Below are 17,883 nucleotides of genomic sequence, written 5' to 3'. Positions count from 1 at the left end.
GCGTAGTCGCCGTGGGTGGGCGGGTTGCGGGCAACACGTGCTGTGACGTGCGCCGCTCGCCCGACGGGGCGGGTCGGCGGCGGTGCTCGCGGCACGGTGCGTCGTCCGCGTGGCCCCGCTCCGTGCCGGGCCCGCCCGGTGTCCGCGTGCTGGTGGTGCCGGGTCGGACGGCTCCGGTTCGCGTCTATCCTGGCGCCCTGGCCCCGATAGCCCAACCGGCAGAGGCGTTCGGCTCAAACCCGATCCAGTGTGGGTTCGAATCCCACTCGGGGCACCCGTGCGACCGGCCGTCGTCGACGGACGGCGCCACCGGCAGCCCCCGGCAGGGGGATGCGCAGCGCGTCCGCGAGGCGTAGAACGGGTCGCATGTTCGAAGAGGGCCAGCTGTACGCCCCCGTCACCGCGGACGAGGACGGCAAGGCCAGGGTTCACCTCGCGGACGACCATCCCGGTGCGAAGGACGAGGAGTACCGGCGACGTCGCGACGAGATCGCGGCGCCGGCGCTCGCGTGGCGGCCGGGCGAGCCGGTGCCGCGCGTCGAGTACACGGACACCGAGAACCAGATCTGGGCGACCGTGTGCCGGGAGCTCGCGCCGAAGCACGAGCGGCTCGCGATCCGGGGCTACCTCGAGGGCAAGGAGGCCCTCGCGCTGCCGACGGACCACGTGCCGCAGCTCGACGAGGTCAGTGCGGGACTCATGCCGCTCAGCGCGTTCCGGCTCCACCCGGCCGCCGGGCTCGTCCCGCTCGACGTGTTCTACGGGTCGCTCGCGGACGGGGTGTTCCACTCGACGCAGTACCTGCGGCACGCGTCGCAGCCGCTCTACACGCCGGAGCCGGACATCCTCCACGAGGTCGTGGGGCACTGCAATCTCCTGGCGAACCCGGCGATCGCGGACGTCAAGCGGCGTGCCGGCGAGGCCGCGCGGCGGTGCGAGACGCCCGAGGGGCTGCAGTACGTCGCGGACGTCTTCTGGTTCACGATCGAGTTCGGCGTGATGTACGAGCACGGTGAGCTGCGCGCGTACGGGGCGGGGCTGCTCTCGTCGTACGGGGAGATCGAGGAGTTCCGCGGCGCGGACATCCGGCCGGTGGACTTCCACCAGATGGCGACGCTCGCGTACGACATCAGCCACTACCAGCCGATCCTGTTCGCGTGCGACGGGATGGGTGAGCTCACCGACCGGGTCGCGGGGTTCTTCGCGGACTTCGACGACGAGACGCCGGCACGGCTCGCGCGCGAGGCCGCGCGCGTCTGACGGACGGCGGGCGCGGCGGGTCGGGCTGCGCCGGCCCGCCGCGGACCGTCGGCGACGTCAGGCGACGGGCTCGCGCGTCTGGACGAGCAGGTGCTGCCGGAAGAAGGCCGCGAGGTCCGCGGTCGCGTCGAGCGGCAGGACGGCGGCGACGTACTGGTCGGGGCGGACGACGACGACGCAGCCGGCGCGGTCGACGCCGCGCAGGTCGAAGACGTCGTCGTCGGGGTGCGTGGCGAAGACCTTCTCGTAGTCGACGAGCGCGAACGGGCCCGTGCGCGGGAGGAACAGCGCGGGCACCGCCGTGATGTCGACGTCGACGTGCCGCTGCTGGTAGACGACCTTGACGTCGAGAAGTGCGTCGAGCGCGTCGCCGTCGCGCGCGTGCGCGAGGACGGGTGACTCGGGCGACGTCGCCATCCAGTCGGCCCAGTCCGCGAGCGCGGACCGCTCCCCCGCGGCGGGTCGGTCGGCGAAGGCGTAGACGCGCCAGCGGCCGTCGGCGCGGTGCTGGTGGCCGAGGTGCAGGGGGTTGGCATCGGCGACGCGGACGACGGGGGCGGACTTGAACCGTTTGCCGAGGGGGAAGCCGGTGGCGAGGTTCTGGTGGGTGGGTGCGGCGACGAGCATCGAGGGCGGGTACTGCGTCATGAAGCCGAAGAGGAACTCGGTGGTGCGGACGTAGAAGGCGGCGAGCTCGCCGGGGTCGAGGTCCTCGGGCTTGCGGGCCATGAGGGAGGACCACTCGCGGTCGAAGTCGATGAGGTTCTGGGCGATGACCTGGCGTTCGGCGGAGTAGGTGGCGAGGAGGGTCTCGGGGCTGCGGCCGGTCAGGACGTGGCCGAGCTTCCAGGCGAGGTTGAAGCCGTCCTGCATGGAGACGTTCATGCCCTGGCCGGCCTTGGCGCTGTGGGTGTGGCAGGCGTCGCCGGCGATGAAGACGCGGGGGGTGCGGGTGCCGCGCTGGTCGAGGGGGACGTCGTCGAAGCGGTCGGTGACGCGGTGGCCGACCTCGTAGACGCTGTGCCAGGCGACGGAGCGGACGTCGAGCGTGTAGGGCCGCAGGATGGCGTTGGCGTGGTCGACGATCTGGTCGATCGTGGTGGCGCGGACGGCGTCGCGGGTGTCGGGGTGGACCTCGCCGAGGTCGACGTACATGCGGAAGAGGTGTCCGCCCTCGCGGGGGATGAGCAGGATGCTGCCGCCGGTGCCGGACTGGATGGCGCACTTGAGGCGGATGTCGGGGAAGTCGGTGACGGCGAGGACGTCCATGACGCCCCAGGCGTGGAACGCGGAGTCGCCGCGGGGGACGCAGCCGATGGCGCGGCGGACGTCGCTGTGGGCACCGTCGGCGCCGAGGACGTAGCGCGCGCGGACGGTCTTCTCGGTGCCGGTGTCGTCGCCGGCGGTGCGGGTGAGGTGGACGGTGACGGGGTGGTCGCCGTGGTCGTCGACGTGCAGGTCGCGGAAGGCGTAGCCGTAGTCGGGCCGCATGCGGGTGGGGGCGTTGGCCATGTACTCGGCGAAGTGGTCGAGGACCCGGGCCTGGTTGACGATGAGGTGGGGGAACTCGCTGATGCCGGACGGGTCGTCGGGCGGGCGTTCGCCGCGGACGATGCGGGTGGGGTCGGCGGGGTCGGGGTGCCAGAAGCACATCTCGGTGATGCGGTAGGCCTCCTCGGCGATGCGGCCGGCGAAGCCGAACGCCTGGAAGGTCTCGACGCTGCGGGCCTGGATGCCGTCGGCCTGGCCGATGGCGAGGCGTCCGGGGCGGCGGTCGACGATGCGGGTGGTGACGTCGGGGAACTGGGAGAGCTGCGCGGCGGCGATCATGCCGGCGGGTCCGGTGCCGACGATGAGGACGTCGACCTCGTCGGGCAGGTCGTCGGGGCGGTCGAGGCCGACGCCGGCGGCGGGCTGGACGCGGGGGTCGCCCGAGACGTAGCCGTGGTGGTGGAACTGCATGGTGCGACTCCCCCGGACGTCGTTGTCGAGGCGGTGGGAGGCGTGGCGCGCCGGTCGGTCGCGTGGACCTCCCTCGTGCGGATCGTATACGGCGGTGGATAGAGTGCCGAGCGGACGGTCCCACGACGGCGTGGGCCCGACGTTCGACGAGGAGGTCGGCGATGCCCTCGGTCTCCGCGCACGCCGCGGTCACCCTCGCCGCGCACGTGGACCACGTGTTCGGGGTCATGGGCAACGGCAACGCGCACTTCCTCGACGCGCTCGCGCGGCAGACGTCGGCGACGTTCACGCCGGTGCGGCACGAGTCGGGGGCCGTGGTCGCGGCGGACGCGCACCACCGGGCGTCGGGGCGGCTCGCGGCGGCGACGACGACGTACGGCGCGGGGTTCACCAACACGCTCACGGCGCTGGCCGAGGCGGTGCAGGCGCACGTGCCGCTCGTGCTCGTGGTGGGCGACGAGCCCACGTCGGGGCCGCGCCCGTGGGACGTGGACCAGATCGCGATGGCGTCGGCGGTCGGTGCCCGCACGTACACGGTGGGGCGTGCGGACGCGGCGGCGACGACGGCGATCGCGGTCGAGCACGCGCTGACGTACCGGGTGCCGACGGTGCTGGCGATCCCCTACGACGTCGCGACGCTCGACGCGGGCCCGGTGCCCGACGTGCCCGAGCCGCGGCTGCCGGGGCCGCTCGCGCCGCGGGGCCCGTTCGCGGACGCGACCGTGCGGGAGGTCGCGGCGGCGCTGGCGTCGGCGCGGCGACCGCTGCTCCTGGCGGGACGGGGTGCGTGGCTCGCGGGCGCGGGCGACGTGCTCGGGAAGATCGCGGACGCGACGGGTGCGCTGACGGTCACGACGGCGCTCGGTCAGGGCGTCTTCCCGCGGCCCGAGTTCGACCTCGGCGTGGCGGGCGGGTTCGGTGCGCGCGGCGCGATGGGGCTCGTGCGCGAGGCGGACGTCGCGCTCGTCGTCGGGGCGTCGCTCAACCAGTTCACAATGCGGTTCGGCGAGCTGTTCGCGCCGGGCACGCGCGTGCTGCAGGTGGACGTCGCGCCCGCGGCGACGCACCCGCACGTGGGCGGGTACGTGCGGGGCGACGCGGCGACGGTCGCGGCGGCGGTCCTCGACGAGCTGCACGCGCGGCCCGACGCGACGCCGAGCGGGTGGCGCGAGTCCGTGGACGTGGCGGCCGCGCGCCGGCACGAGCCCGGGACGGGCACCGCGCCCGACGGTCGGCTCGACCCCCGCTCGGCGGCCGCGCGCATCGCTTCCCTGCTGCCGACCGACCGGGTCGTCGTGTCCGACGGCGGGCACTTCATCGCGTGGGCGAACATGTACTGGCCGGTGGCGTCGCCCGACCGCATGATCATGGTCGGCACCGCGTTCCAGTCGATCGGCCTCGGCTTCCCGAGCGTCGTGGGCGCGGCGCTCGCACGGCCCGACGCGACCGTCGTGCTCACGTCGGGGGACGGTGGCGGGCTCATGGCGCTCGCCGACCTGGAGTCGGCGGTGCGCGTCGCGGGTGGGCGCGGGATGGCCGTCGTGTGGAACGACGCCGCGTACGGCGCCGAGGTGCACGTCTACGGGCGCAAGGGCCTGGTGCGCGAGCCCATGCTCATCCCCGCGGTCGACTTCGCGGGCCTCGCGACGGCCGTCGGTGCGCACGGCGTGACCGTGCGGACGCTCGAGGACCTCGACGCCCTCGCCGACTGGGCCACGCGACCCGCCGGCGAACGCCCCTTCCTGCTGCTCGACCTCGTCGTCTCCCCCGGCGTCGTCGCGCCGTACCAGGAGGAGATCGTGCGGGCGAACAGCTGAGCAGCACGCGTCCGCGAGCGCCGGTGCCCGCGGTCGTGACGGGTTCCGTCGAACGAAGGACGCGGAGGTGCGGATGTCCGAGCAGGCCTCCGAGCAGGCCCCGGAGCGGGCCACGGGCGGGGACGCGGTCGACCCGAGGTTCGCCGCGCTCCCGGGGCGCCCGGGGAAGGTGGTCGCGGTGCACCTGAGCTACGTGTCGCGCGCGGACCAGCGGGGGCGCCGGCCGGCGCAGCCGTCGTACTTCCTCAAGCCGTCGAGCTCGGTGGCCGCGTCGGGCGGCACGGTCGAGCGGCCGGCGGGGACGGAGCTGCTCGCGTTCGAGGGTGAGGTGGCGCTCGTGATCGGGCGACCCGCCCGCCGCGTGTCGGCGCAGGAGGCGTGGGCGCACGTCGGGTGGGTGACCGCGGCGAACGACCTCGGGCTGTACGACCTGCGGGCGGCGGACCGCGGGTCGAACCTGCGGTCGAAGGGCGGCGACGGGTTCACGCCGCTCGGTCCGCGGCTGCTCGACGCGGCGCCGCTCGACCCGTCGGCGCTGCGCGTGCGGACGTGGGTGAACGGTGAGCTGCGGCAGGACGACACGACCGCGGGGCTGCTGTTCCCGCTCACGCAGATGGTCGCGGACCTGTCGCAGCACCTCACGCTCGAGCCGGGCGACGTGGTGCTCACCGGGACGCCCGCGGGGTCGTCGGTGCTGCGGCCCGGTGACGTGGTCGAGGTCGAGGTGGACGCGCCCGACGCACCGGGCTCGCCGACGACGGGTCGGCTCGTGACGACGGTCGTCGAGGGGACGCACGCGTTCGACGCGGCTGTCGGCGCGCTGCCCGCGGTCGACGACCACCAGCGCGCCGAGGCGTGGGGGTCGCGCGACGCCGCCGGGCTCGACCCGGTGACGGGAACGGGTGCGCTGACGCCCGAGCTGCGCGAGAAGCTCGCGCACGTGCCGGTCGCGGCGCTGAGCTCGCAGCTGCGCAGGCGCGGGCTGGACCGGGTCACGGTCGACGGGGTGCGGCCGCTGAACCCGGGGACGCGGCTCGTGGGCACCGCGCGCACGCTGCGGCTCCTGCCGGGCCGTGAGGACCTGTTCGCACGGCACGGCGGCGGGCAGAACGCACAGAAGCGGGCGTTCGACGCGGTGGGTCCCGGTGAGGTGCTCGTCATCGAGGCCCGCGGCCAGGCCGACGCGGGCACGCTCGGCGACGTCCTGGCGCTGCGCGCGCACGTGCGCGGGGCGGCGGGGATCGTCACCGACGGTGCGGTGCGGGACCGCGACGCGGTCGCGGCCGTCGGCATCCCGGTCTACGCGGCGGGGGCGCACCCGGCGGTGCTGGGGCGCCTGCACGTGCCGTGGGACGTCGACGTCGCGGTCGCGTGCGGCGGGACGACCGTCGAGCCGGGCGACGTGCTCGTGGGCGACGCGGACGGTGTCGTCGTCATCCCGCCGGCGCTCGTCGCGGAGGTCGTCGACGCGGCCCTCGCGCAGGAGGAGGAGGACGCGTGGGTCGCCGAGCAGGTCGCGGCGGGGCACGCCGTCGACGGGCTGTTCCCGATGGACGCGACGTGGAGAGCGAGGTACGACGCGTGGCGCCGCACCCGGTGAACGCCATCCCGAGCGCGCCGGCCCGGACGCCCGGGCCGCGGTCCGTCGCGCCTGCCGGGCCGCCGGCCCGCCCGCGGGCCGGGTCGTCGACGGCCGCCGGCAAGTCGGAGCAGGCGTACCGCTGGCTTCGCGAGCGCATCGCGGGCGAGCAGTACACGCCGGGCCACCGGCTCGTGCTCGGCACGATCGCGGACGAGCTCGGCATGAGCGTCGTGCCGGTGCGCGAGGCGATCCGGCGGCTCGAGGCCGAGGGGCTCGTGACGTTCGAGCGGCACGTCGGCGCGCGCGTCTCGCTCATCGACGACACGCAGTACCGGCACAGCATGGAGACGCTCGCGATGCTCGAGGGCGCCGCGACCGCGCTCGCCGCGCCGCACCTCACCGCGGAGCACGTGGCGCAGGCGCGGCGCGTCAACCGGCGCCTCGTGGACTGCCTCGACGACTTCGACCCGCGGCTGTTCACGTCGCTCAACCACCGGTTCCACGCGGTCCTGTTCGCGGCGTGCCCCAACCCGCGGCTGCTCGCGCTCGTCGACGCCGAGTGGGCGCGTCTGGGGCACCTGCGCGACTCGACGTTCACGTTCGTGCCGGGCCGCGCGCGCGAGTCCGTCCGGGAGCACGAGGCGCTGCTCGACCTGATCGCGTCGGGCGCGTCACCGGCCGACGTCGAACGCGCCGCCCGCGCGCACCGGTCCGCCACGCTCGCGGCCTACCTGGCGCGCGAGCACCCCGAACCCGCGCCGGACGCGACCGGCGTGACACCCCCGGAGAGGTGAGCGATGCCCACCACGCACGACCGCCCCGGCGCGCCGGCCGCACCGCACGTCCCGGCGGACCTGCCGGACCGGGTGCGGCACCACATCGGCGGCGAGGACGTCGACTCGGTCGACGGTGCCACGTTCGACGTCCTCGACCCCGTCACCCAGCGCACGTACCTGCGGGCCGCGCGCGGCACCGCCGCCGACGTCGACCGCGCCGTCGCGTCGGCGCGGCAGGCGTTCGAGGAGGGACCCTGGCCGCGGATGCTCCCCCGCGAGCGCTCGCGCGTCCTGCACGAGGTCGCGGACGTCGTCGAGTCCCGCGACGCGCGGCTGGCGGAGCTGGAGAGCTTCGACTCGGGTCTGCCGATCACGCAGGCGCTCGGGCAGGCGCGGCGGGCGGCGGAGAACTTCCGGTTCTTCGCGGACCTCGTGGTCGCGCAGACGGACGACGCGTTCAAGGTGCCCGGGCGGCAGCTCAACTACGTGAACCGCAAGCCGATCGGTGTCGCGGGGCTGATCACGCCGTGGAACACGCCGTTCATGCTCGAGTCGTGGAAGCTCGCGCCGGCCCTCGCGACGGGCAACACGGTCGTGCTGAAGCCCGCGGAGTTCACGCCGCTGTCGGCGTCGCTGTGGGCGGGGATCTTCGCCGAGGCGGGCCTGCCGACGGGCGTGTTCAACCTGGTGCACGGCCTCGGCGAGGAGGCGGGCGACGCGCTCGTGCGGCACCCGGACGTACCGCTCATCTCGTTCACGGGCGAGAGCCGCACGGGGCAGACGATCTTCGCCAACGCGGCCCCGCACCTCAAGGGCCTGTCGATGGAGCTCGGCGGCAAGTCCCCCGCGGTCGTGTTCGCGGACGCGGACCTCGAGGCGGCGGTCGACGCGACGATCTTCGGGGTGTTCTCCCTCAACGGGGAGCGGTGCACCGCGGGCAGCCGGATCCTCGTCGAGCGGTCGGTGTACGACGAGTTCGTCGAGCGGTTCGCGGCGCAGGCGGAGCGCGTCGTGGTCGGGCCGCCGCACGACCCCGCGACCGAGGTGGGGGCGCTCGTGCACCCGGAGCACGTCGCCAAGGTCATGTCGTACATCGACGTCGGGAAGAGCGAGGCACGGCTGGTCGCGGGCGGCGGGAGGCCGGACGGGTTCCCGACCGGCAGCTACGTCGCGCCGACCGTGTTCGCGGACGTCCCGCCCGACGCGCGGATCTTCCAGGAGGAGATCTTCGGACCCGTAGTCGCGATCACGCCGTTCGACACCGACGCCGAGGCCCTCGCGCTCGCGAACGGCGTCCGGTACGGGCTCGCGGCGTACGTGTGGACCAACGACCTGCGACGGGCGCACACGTTCGCGCACGGCGTGGAGGCGGGCATGGTCTGGCTCAACAGCAACAACGTGCGCGACCTGCGCACCCCGTTCGGCGGCGTCAAGGCGTCCGGGCTGGGCCACGAGGGCGGGTACCGCTCGATCGACTTCTACACGCACCAGCAGGCCGTCCACGTGACGCTCGGCCCGGTGCACAACCCGACGTTCGGCAAGGTCGCCGCGCACCCACCCGCCGACCTCGACGACCCCGACCCGCGCTGACCCCGACGACGAGAGGCGCACGCCGTGAACGCCACCCCCACGCCGCCGGGCGGTCGTCCGGACGACGCCCGCTTCATCCCGACCCCCACCTCGCCACCGCCCGACGTGCTGCGCGCGCTGTCCGTCGAGCTCGTCGTCACCGACCTCGCCGCGGCGCGGCACTTCTACGTCGACGTGCTCGGGCTCGTCGTGACCGCGCAGGACCCGACCACGCTGCACCTGCGCACGTTCGACGAGTTCCTCCACCACAACCTCGTGCTGCGGCAGGGGCCCGTCGCGGCGGCGGCGGCCCTCACCTACCGCGTGCGCGCCCCGCAGGACCTCGACCGGGCCGTCGCGTTCTACTCCGAGCTCGGGTGCCGGGTCGAGCGGCGACGCGACGGGTTCACCACGGGGGTCGGCGACTGCGTGCGCGTGCAGGACCCGCTCGGGTTCCCGTACGAGTTCGTCCACGACGTCACGCACGTCGAGCGGCTGTCCTGGCGGTACGACCTCCAACCACCCGGCCCGCTCGTGCGCCTCGACCACGTCAACCAGGTCACCCCCGACGTGCCGCGCGCGGTGCGGTACATGGAGGACCTCGGGTTCCGCGTCACCGAGGACATCCAGGACGCCGACGGGACCACGTACGCGGCGTGGATGCGCCGCAAGCCCACCGTGCACGACACGGCGATGACCGGCGGCGACGGGCCACGCCTGCACCACGTCGCGTTCGCGACGCACGAGAAGCACGACGTCCTCGCGATCTGCGACCGGCTCGGCGCGCTGCGGCTGTCCGACCGGATCGAGCGCGGCCCCGGGCGGCACGGGGTGTCCAACGCGTTCTACCTGTACCTGCGCGACCCCGACGGGCACCGCGTCGAGATCTACACGCAGGACTACTGGACGGGCGACCCCGACAACCCCGTCGTCACGTGGGACGTGCACGACAACCAGCGGCGCGACTGGTGGGGCAACCCCGTCGTGCCGTCCTGGTACACCGAGGCGTCGCTCGTCCTCGACCTCGACGGCGAGCCGCAGCCCGTCGTCGCGCGCACCGACTCCACCGAGATGGCCGTCACCATCGGCGCCGACGGGTTCTCCTACACGCGCCCCGAGGACGCCGGCGACCTGCCCGCGTGGAAGCAGGGCGAGTACAAGCTGGGGCACCAGCTGTGACGCGCGCACGCCGCGGGCCTGGCCAGGCGGGCCACCCGATCCGGTCGCGTCGAGGCGTCCCGTGCTGACGCCCGACGCGGTCGCCGACATCGCCGACGAGCTCGCCGCCGCCGAGCGCGACCGCACGACCGTGCCGCTGCTCACCGCGCGCCACCCGGGCATGACCGTCGACGACGCCTACACGGTCCAGGCCGAGTGGCGGCGTCGCGCCCTGGCCGCGGGGAGGCGGCACGTCGGGCGCAAGATCGGGCTCACGTCGAAGGTCATGCAGGCCGCGACCGGCATCGACGAGCCCGACTACGGCGCGATCCTCGCCGACATGATCCACGAGGACGGCGCTGTCCTCGAGCACGGGCGGTTCTCGAACGTGCGCGTCGAGGTCGAGCTCGCGTTCCTCCTCGCCGCGCCCGTCGACGGGCCCCACGCGACGGTCTTCGACGTGCTGCGCGCGACCGAGTACGTCACGCCCGCGCTCGAGATCCTGTCGTCGCGCATCGCGCTCGAGGGCCGCACGATCGTCGACACGATCAGCGACAACGCCGCGATGGGCGCCATGGTGCACGGCGGCAGGCCCGTGCGTCCCGACGACGTCGACCTGCGCTGGGTCGCCGCGCTGCTGCACCGCAACGGGACCATCGAGGAGTCCGGCGTCGCGGGAGCCGTGCTCGGCCACCCCGCGCGCGGGGTGGCGTGGCTCGCGAACAAGCTCGCGCAGCACGGCGAGCGCCTCGACGCGGGCGAGCTCGTCCTCGCCGGCTCGTTCACGCGCCCGATGTGGGTGCACCGGGGCGACACCGTCCTGGCCGACTTCCACGACCTGGGGACCCTCTCGTGCCGCTTCGACTGACCCCGACGTTCCGCGACGCCCTCGCGGGCCGTGCCGACCGGCCGCTCGTCGGCATGTGGGTGTGCACGGGCAGTCCGCTCGTCGCCGAGATCTGCGCCGGGTCCGGCCTCGACTGGGTGCTCGTCGACATGGAGCACGCGCCCAACGGCCTGGAGTCGGTGCTCGCGCAGCTCCAGGTCCTCGCCGCGTACCCGGTGACCCCCGTCGTGCGCGTCCCGGCCGCCGACCCCGTGATGATCAAGCAGGTCCTCGACCTCGGCGCGCAGAACGTGCTCGTCCCGATGGTGTCCACCGCGGACGAGGCGCGCGCCGCCGTCGCGGCCGTCCGGTACCCGCCGCACGGACGACGCGGCGTCGGTGGCGCGCTCGCCCGCTCCACCCGGTGGAGCCGCGTCGAGGGGTACCTCCGGGACGCCGACCGGCACGTGTCGCTCGTCGTCCAGGTCGAGACCGCGCAGGGCGTCGACGCCGCGGGCGAGATCGCGGCGGTCGACGGCGTCGACGGGGTCTTCGTCGGCCCGTCCGACCTCGCCGCGTCGATGGGGCTGCTCGGGCAGCAGGACCACCCCGACGTCGTCGCCGCGGTCCACCGCACGTTCGACGCGGTCCGCGCGGCCGGCACACCGGTCGGCGTCAACGCGTTCGACCCGACTCTCGCCGACGCGTACGTCCAGGCCGGGGCGTCGTTCGTGGCCGTCGGCGCCGACGTCGTGCTGCTCGCGCGCGGCTCCGAGCACCTCGCCGCGCGGTTCGCGCCCGACCGCCCGCCGGACGCCTGACCGACCGACAGGCGGACCGACCCCGCCCAGCGCTCGCCACACCGCGCCGGGTGCCTCACCATCGACGTAGCGCCGGCCCCGCGGCGGCCCACCAAGCAGAGGTGGAGGTCCCTCCATGACCTACCCGACCCCCGCGCTGGTCGCCTCCGGCGTCCCCTACGCGGTCCGCACGGTCAACGACCGGTCCCCGTCGAGCCTGAGCGACTTCGACGGCGTCGTGGCGGTCGCCGTCGAGGGCGTCACCGGGGCGCACGTCATCCGCGGCATCTCCGTCCACGCCGACGGCGCGGTCCGGCTCTTCGAGAAGAGCGAGGACGGCGTCGGCAAGGACGTCCGCACCTGGGACATCCACCCCGGCGCGCCCGCCGGGTTCACCGCCACGCCCCGGTAGGGACGGTCGGGCGCACGCCCGAGGAGGACGGCATGCCGCTGCGCGACCAGGTCCAGCTCATCACCTACGCCGACCGCCTCGCGGGCGACCTGCCCGGACTCGCGCGGCTCCTGCGCTCCCCCGCGCTCGACGGCGTCTTCGGCGGCGTGCACGTCCTGCCGTTCTTCACACCCTTCGACGGCGCCGACGCGGGCTTCGACCCCGTCGACCACACCCAGGTCGACCCGCGGCTCGGCACCTGGGACGACGTGCGCGACCTCGCGCGGACGCACGACGTGGTCGTCGACCTCATCGTCAACCACGTCTCCGCCGACTCCTCCTGGTTCCGCGACGTCCGCGAGCGCGGTGAGGCGTCCCCGCACGCGTCGATGTTCCTCACGATGTCGTCGGTGTTCCCGGGCGGTGCGACGGAGGACGACCTGACGCGGATCTACCGGCCGCGGCCGGGCCTGCCGTTCACGCCCGTCCGGCTCGGGGACCGGCTGCGGTACGTGTGGACGACGTTCACGCCGCAGCAGGTCGACATCGACGTGCACGCCGAGGCAGGGCGCGCGTACCTGACGTCGATCCTCGACGCGGTCGCGGGCGCCGGCGTGCGACTGGTGCGGCTGGACGCGGTCGGGTACGCGGTGAAGACGCCGGGGACGACGTGCTTCATGACACCGGAGACGTTCGCGTTCATCGAGGACTTCACGGCGCAGGCCCGCGCGCGCGGGGTGGACGTGCTGGTCGAGGTGCACGCGTACTACGAGCGGCAGGTGCGGATCGGGCGGTCGGTGGACCTCGTGTACGACTTCGCGCTGCCGCCGCTGGTGCTGCACGCGCTGTACACGGGCGACGGGTCGGCGCTCGTGAGGTGGCTCGGGATGCGGCCCGCGAACGCGGTGACGGTGCTGGACACGCACGACGGGATCGGGGTGATCGACGTCGGGCCGGACCAGACGGTCGAGCCGGGCGAGCCCGAGCGGCCAGGGCTGCTGACACCGGCGCAGGTCGACGAGCTCGTGGAGGGGATCCACGCGCGCACGGGCGGTGCGTCGGCGCGGGCCACGGGCGCGGCGGCGTCGAACCTCGACCTGTACCAGGTGAACTCGACGTTCTACGACGCGCTGGGCCGCGACGACCGGCGGTACCTGGCGGCGCGTGCGGTGCAGCTGTTCACGCCCGGGATCCCGCAGGTCTACTACGTGGGCGCGCTGGCGGGCGGCAACGACGTCGACCTGCTCGCACGCACGGGCGTCGGCCGGGACGTGAACCGGCACCACTACACCCCCGACGAGGTCGCCGGCGCGCTCGACCGGCCGGTGGTGCGGGCGCTGCTCGCGCTGTGCCGGTTCCGCAACGCGCACCCGGCGTTCGGCGGCGACGTCGAGGTCGGGCTGGACGGGACGCGGCTGTCGCTGACCAGGCGCGCGGGGGCGGCGGTGGTGTCGCTCGACGTGGACCTCGCGACGGGTGCGACGCACGTGACGTGGACCGGCGCCGACGGCGCCTCGGGTGCGTGCGACGACCTGCTCGCCCTTCCCGGGGCGTGGTGACGGCCGCCGGTCCGACCGGCGGGGACCTTCGCCCCTCGTGACCGGGCGGCCGGTGCGGTGCGCTGGGAGCAGGAGGGCGGTGAGGACCATGACGACGCGCCCACGGCACGACATGCACGACGACCACGGCCCGCACGACGCACCCTCGCTCGTCACGGCGCACGACGCGCTCGTGGCCGCGCGGCGAGCCCAGGAACGTCTCTGCCGTGTCCTTCGCGGGCGCCCCGGCGTGTGCGGGGTCGGCCTGACGCGCCGGGGCGACGGGTACGCGCTGCGCGTCAACGTCGTCCACCCGGGCGTGCACGTGCCCGAGGTGGTCGACGGCGTGCCGGTCGAGGTCCGCACGACAGGCCGCCTCACGGCGCACACGGCCCGCTGAGCCCGCCGCGACCACACGGACCGCGACATTCGGGACCCAGGTCCCGGGTCGCGGGCGCCCGCGCGGCGGAGCCTGGAAGGGACGCGGCACCGAGGCCGACGCACTGCCGGCCCCCGGCCGCCGCCGGAGCGGAGGAGGCAGACATGCGTGCCGACGGACCGGTGGTCGTCGCCCTCGACGGCTCACCGCACAGCACACTGACTCTCGACTGGGCGGTCCACGAGGCCGAGCGGCGGCACGCCGCGCTCCTGCTGGTGCGCGTGCTCGACGACTCCTGGCAGACGATGGCGTGGAGCTGGTACCCGGTCGTCGACACCCGCGACCTCGGCACCGAGGTCAAGGAGTACCTCGACGAGCAGGCGCGCCTCGTCGAGGAGCGCCACCCGGGCCTGCCCGTGGAGACGCGCGCGCTGCACGGCCGCGTCGTCCCGTGCCTGCGCGACGTGAGCGCCGACGCCGCGCTGCTCGTCGTCGGGGCGCGCGTGCGGACCGGCGGCGCGCGCACCGGCTCGACCGGGGTGCACGTCGCCGCGCACGCGCAGTGCCCGGTCGCGGTCGTCCGCTCCGACCCCCGCCACGCGACCGCGGTCGACGCGGCGGTCGTCGTCGGCGTCGACGGGTCGTCGGCGTCGCTCGTCGCCGCCCGACTCGCCGCGCGCGAGGCCACGCTGCTCGGGCGGCCCCTGCGGGTCGTGCACGCCCGCCCGACGATCCCCGACCCGTTCGGGCGTGGCAACCTCCCGCCGCTCGCGACCGACGACGAGGAGCACCCGACGCACCGCGCGGCGACGTCCGTGACGGACGCGCTGCGCGCGGAGAACGACGGGCTCGAGGTCGAGCTCGCGCTCGTCGACGACGACCCGGCGGACGCGCTCGTGCACCTCGGCACGGGCGCCGCGCTGCTCGTCGTCGGGTCGCGCGGGCTGGGGAGCTTCCGCGGGATGCTGCTCGGCTCCGTCAGCGGCGCGGTCCTGCGCGAGGCCACGGTGCCGGTGATGGTCGTGCACGACGACGGGTGAGGACGAGCACGGGGTGGCCGGCGCCGGTGAGCCGCAGGTGGCCGGCCGCTCCCCCCCGGCGTCGGCCGGTCCGTGGACGATCGCCACGGACCGGCGGACGCCGGCACACGAGGACCCGGGACCCGCGACGAGCCCCGGGTCCTCGCACGTGCGGGTCGGCCGGCGGTCGGCAGGCCGTCAGCAGGCCGCCGGGAGCTCCTCGCGCTCGAGCCCGGACCGCTCGCCGGCCTCGAGGGCGAGCCGGCGGGCGAGGTCGCGCAGCGCACCGGCGACCGCGAGCGCCTCCCACGCGGTGGTGTCGTCGGTGTCCCGCGGCACGCGTGCGCGGCCGTAGCCGTCGAGCGTCGTGCCGTCGGCGGTCGCGAGCACCGCGTGGGCCTGCGTGAGGGGTCCGCGCGCGGCGTCGGGGGTCTCGACCAGGTAGACCGTCACGTCCCAGGGGTGCGACATGGCCTGCTCCTCTCCGTCGGCGCGGCGCCGCCGGGTGGGCGCCTGGCGATGCCTCCATCGTCCCGCGTGCCGGCCCCGAGCCCGTGGTCCGGAGGTCCCGGGTCAGCGGCCGGCCGCCGTGCGTGCCGGGTGGCCCGCCGGGTAGTAGGCGCGGACCCAGTCCGGGAACTCGTGCACGAGCCGGTCGTAGAGCTCGGAGTCGGGGACGGCGTCGATGTCGTCGAGGGCGAAGAAGCCGGTGTTGTCGACGGTGCGGCCCCGCAGGTCGTCGAGGCGCGCGAGGATGCCGTAGTTGGACCGGCCCAGGCCGATGAACTGCCAGAACACCGCCGACGGGACCGCGGCGCGGATCGCGGCCTCGGTGCCGCGGTTGTCGGTCACGCCGCCGTCGTGGAAGAAGAGCACGAGCGTCGGCACGTCGGCGGACTGCGTGGCGACGTAGCGCAGGACCTCGTCGATGACGGCGCGCTCGTTGTTGACGCCGCCGGCCTCGACGGGCCGCCGGCTGGTCCAGCGCTCGAGCCACTGCGGGAGGTCGCCGACCTGGAGGTCGTCGACGCGCACGCCGCGGGCGCCCATGAGGAACATCTGCATCTCGGCGTCGTCGTCGAGCGCCGCAGCGACGGGCATGATCCGCTCGACGGCCCGCGTGAAGACGCCTCGCCGGTAGAGCCCGGCCGTCGAGCCGGAGACGTCGAGGACGCCGATCACGCGGGCGCGCAGGCCCGCGGCGCCCTTCTTCTCGAGGGAGACGGTGACGAGCTTCTTGCGCAGGTCGAGCGTCTCGCGCATCGGGGCCGGCAGCCGCTCGGCACCCTTGGTGAGCGACACCGCGGGCTCGGCCGCGGGTGCCGGGGCAGCCGGTGCGGGAGCGGCGGGCGTCGCGGGCGTCGCGGGCGTCGAGGGCTCGTCGGCGACGTCGACGCCGAAGTCCCGGGCGAGTCCGGCGAGGCCGTCGGCGTAGCCCTGCCCGACGGCCCGCACCTTCCACGCGCCGCCGCGGAGGTACACCTCGCACAGCACGAGCGCGGTCTCGGTCGACAGCCCCTCGGGGGCGTACCGCGCGGCGAACGCGCCCGAGGTGAGCGTGACGGCCATGCCGCCGACCGCGGCGAACGTCTGCCCGTCGGTCGCGGGCGACGCGACGAGCACGACGCGCTCGGCGCCGGGCCGCAGCGACCCGAGGGTCAGGTCGAGCGTGCGGCCGGTCAGGCGGGCGCCGGGTGCGGAGGTCTGGTTGAAGAAGACCATGTCGGCGTCGCTGCCCACCTTCCCCGACGCGCCGAGGACCAGGGCGGTGAGGTCGACGTCACCCGTGACCTCGACCCGGACGGTCGTGTCGGGCAGCGGCGCGTTCTGGCCGGCGGACAGCGGGGTGACGGACATGGGGTCCTCTCGGTCGTCGACGGCGGTGCGCTGGCGCACCGGTGGGGGCACGACCGAGGGTAGGGGCCGGGGCCGGTCTCACTGCGCGGGACGGGCCGGATTGTCGAGGACGGTGCCGGCGTTCGGGCGTACGGTCCTGCGCGCCCCCGTCCGAGCGCGCGCCCGGACCACGACGAAGGGACGCACCCGTGACGGTCGAGTCGACGACTCCCCCGCTGGCCGACGAGCACGTGCTCGACAACGCCGCCTGGCACTCGCTGGTCGGGCGGCACGCCGACCTGTCCGAGGGCAACGAGCTCGCGCGCCGCTTCCTGCCCGACGTGTCGATCTTCGCCGGCGTGGCGTCGTGGGAGCACCCCGACGTGTGGGACGCGGTGCTCGACCTCGTCGGGCCGGGCGCGCTGTTCCCGTTCTCCGGCACCGAGGCCGCGCTGCCGCCGGGCTGGGTGGTCGCGAGCCGTGGTGAGGGCGTGCAGCTCGTCGAGTCCGACCGGCTCGCGACGCGCCCGGACGACGAGGCGGTCGTGCTCGGCGCGCGGGACGTCCCGGAGATGCTCGACCTCGTCGCCCGCACGCAGCCCGGCCCGTTCGCGCCGCGCACCCACGAGCTCGGCCGCTACGTCGGGATCCGCCGCGGCGGCCGGCTGGTCGCGATGGCCGGCGAGCGGCTGCAGCCGACGGGGTGGACGGAGATCAGCGCGGTCTGCACCGACGCCGCGTACCGCGGGCAGGGTCTGGCGACGCGGCTCGTGCTCGACGTCGCGCACCACGTGCGGGCGCGCGGGGAGCGCGCGCTGCTGCACGCCGCGGCGACCAACACCAGCGCGATCCGGATCTACGAGCGCCTCGGCTTCGAGCTGCGGCGCCGGACCGCCTTCGGCGCGCTGCGCACCCCCGGGACCGGCGCGGGCTGACCCGGGTCGGTGGCCCGCGGCGCGCGTCCCGGCGG

The 17,883-nt window shown here is 75.1% G+C and carries 16 protein-coding genes and 1 tRNA gene; 14 read left to right on the top strand and 3 right to left on the bottom strand.

Annotated elements, in window-relative coordinates; genetic code table 11:
- The first annotated feature begins 200 nt into the window (after positions 1–200).
- Positions 201–274 (top strand) — tRNA-Leu (locus tag OMK64_RS12890).
- 92 nt (positions 275–366) lie between these two features.
- On the top strand, positions 367–1,260 hold the full coding sequence (locus OMK64_RS12885; protein WP_272728778.1) for a phenylalanine 4-monooxygenase: 894 nt from the start codon (positions 367–369) through the stop codon (positions 1,258–1,260).
- A 57-nt stretch (positions 1,261–1,317) separates the two neighbouring features.
- Here the strand turns inward: OMK64_RS12885 and OMK64_RS12880 are convergent, their stop codons facing one another.
- Positions 1,318–3,222 (bottom strand): FAD-binding monooxygenase, encoded by a 1,905-nt coding sequence (locus OMK64_RS12880; protein WP_272728777.1) that lies wholly within the window; start codon positions 3,220–3,222, stop codon positions 1,318–1,320.
- A 161-nt stretch (positions 3,223–3,383) separates the two neighbouring features.
- On the opposite strand from OMK64_RS12880, the gene OMK64_RS12875 reads away from it, so the two are divergent.
- From OMK64_RS12875 to OMK64_RS12825, 11 genes are all read left to right on the top strand, one after another.
- Positions 3,384–5,039, top strand: coding sequence for a thiamine pyrophosphate-binding protein (locus OMK64_RS12875; RefSeq protein WP_272728776.1), 1,656 nt, complete (start codon positions 3,384–3,386; stop codon positions 5,037–5,039).
- Between the two features lie 73 nt (positions 5,040–5,112).
- Complete coding sequence (locus OMK64_RS12870; RefSeq protein WP_272728775.1) at positions 5,113–6,639, top strand: fumarylacetoacetate hydrolase family protein; 1,527 nt, start codon at positions 5,113–5,115, stop codon at positions 6,637–6,639.
- Positions 6,621–7,415, top strand: coding sequence for a GntR family transcriptional regulator (locus OMK64_RS12865; protein WP_272728774.1), 795 nt, complete (start codon positions 6,621–6,623; stop codon positions 7,413–7,415). The genes OMK64_RS12870 and OMK64_RS12865 overlap by 19 nt, the downstream gene beginning before the upstream one ends.
- A gap of 3 nt (positions 7,416–7,418) precedes the next feature.
- The gene (locus OMK64_RS12860; RefSeq protein WP_272728773.1) at positions 7,419–8,987 is read left to right on the top strand and encodes an aldehyde dehydrogenase; all 1,569 of its coding nucleotides are present in this window, start codon (positions 7,419–7,421) and stop codon (positions 8,985–8,987) included.
- Between the two features lie 24 nt (positions 8,988–9,011).
- Positions 9,012–10,145 (top strand): 3,4-dihydroxyphenylacetate 2,3-dioxygenase, encoded by a 1,134-nt coding sequence (hpaD, locus tag OMK64_RS12855; RefSeq protein ID WP_272728772.1) that lies wholly within the window; start codon positions 9,012–9,014, stop codon positions 10,143–10,145.
- A gap of 61 nt (positions 10,146–10,206) precedes the next feature.
- The gene (gene hpaH / locus OMK64_RS12850) at positions 10,207–10,992 is read left to right on the top strand and encodes a 2-oxo-hept-4-ene-1,7-dioate hydratase (protein ID WP_272728771.1); all 786 of its coding nucleotides are present in this window, start codon (positions 10,207–10,209) and stop codon (positions 10,990–10,992) included.
- Entirely contained in the window at positions 10,977–11,771 is a 795-nt protein-coding gene (locus tag OMK64_RS12845; RefSeq protein ID WP_272728770.1) for an HpcH/HpaI aldolase family protein, read from the top strand. Before hpaH ends, OMK64_RS12845 begins: the two co-directional genes overlap by 16 nt.
- Before the next feature lie 115 nt (positions 11,772–11,886).
- Positions 11,887–12,162 carry a hypothetical protein gene (locus tag OMK64_RS12840; protein WP_272728769.1) on the top strand — a complete coding sequence of 92 codons (276 nt, stop codon included), beginning with the start codon at positions 11,887–11,889 and terminating at the stop codon, positions 12,160–12,162.
- Between the two features lie 32 nt (positions 12,163–12,194).
- The gene (gtfA, locus tag OMK64_RS12835) at positions 12,195–13,700 is read left to right on the top strand and encodes a sucrose phosphorylase (RefSeq protein ID WP_272728768.1); all 1,506 of its coding nucleotides are present in this window, start codon (positions 12,195–12,197) and stop codon (positions 13,698–13,700) included.
- Between the two features lie 88 nt (positions 13,701–13,788).
- Positions 13,789–14,079 (top strand): hypothetical protein, encoded by a 291-nt coding sequence (locus OMK64_RS12830; RefSeq protein ID WP_272728767.1) that lies wholly within the window; start codon positions 13,789–13,791, stop codon positions 14,077–14,079.
- 143 nt (positions 14,080–14,222) lie between these two features.
- Positions 14,223–15,098, top strand: a complete 876-nt coding sequence (locus tag OMK64_RS12825; protein WP_272728766.1) for a universal stress protein — start codon at positions 14,223–14,225, stop codon at positions 15,096–15,098.
- 177 nt (positions 15,099–15,275) lie between these two features.
- On the opposite strand, the gene OMK64_RS12820 is transcribed toward OMK64_RS12825, so the two are convergent.
- On the bottom strand, positions 15,276–15,548 hold the full coding sequence (locus OMK64_RS12820) for a dsRBD fold-containing protein (protein ID WP_272728765.1): 273 nt from the start codon (positions 15,546–15,548) through the stop codon (positions 15,276–15,278).
- Positions 15,549–15,650: 102 nt separating this feature from the next.
- On the bottom strand, positions 15,651–16,934 hold the full coding sequence (locus tag OMK64_RS12815) for a vWA domain-containing protein (RefSeq protein ID WP_272728764.1): 1,284 nt from the start codon (positions 16,932–16,934) through the stop codon (positions 15,651–15,653).
- 188 nt (positions 16,935–17,122) lie between these two features.
- Between OMK64_RS12815 and OMK64_RS12810 the strand changes: the two genes are divergently transcribed.
- On the top strand, positions 17,123–17,848 hold the full coding sequence (locus tag OMK64_RS12810) for a GNAT family N-acetyltransferase (RefSeq protein ID WP_272728763.1): 726 nt from the start codon (positions 17,123–17,125) through the stop codon (positions 17,846–17,848).
- Positions 17,849–17,883 lie beyond the last annotated feature (35 nt).

Source organism: Cellulomonas fimi, assembly GCF_028527925.1.
In the GTDB taxonomy this organism is placed as follows: Bacteria; Actinomycetota; Actinomycetes; order Actinomycetales; family Cellulomonadaceae; genus Cellulomonas; species Cellulomonas fimi_C.
This window is presented reverse-complemented; position numbering and strand designations above follow the sequence as displayed.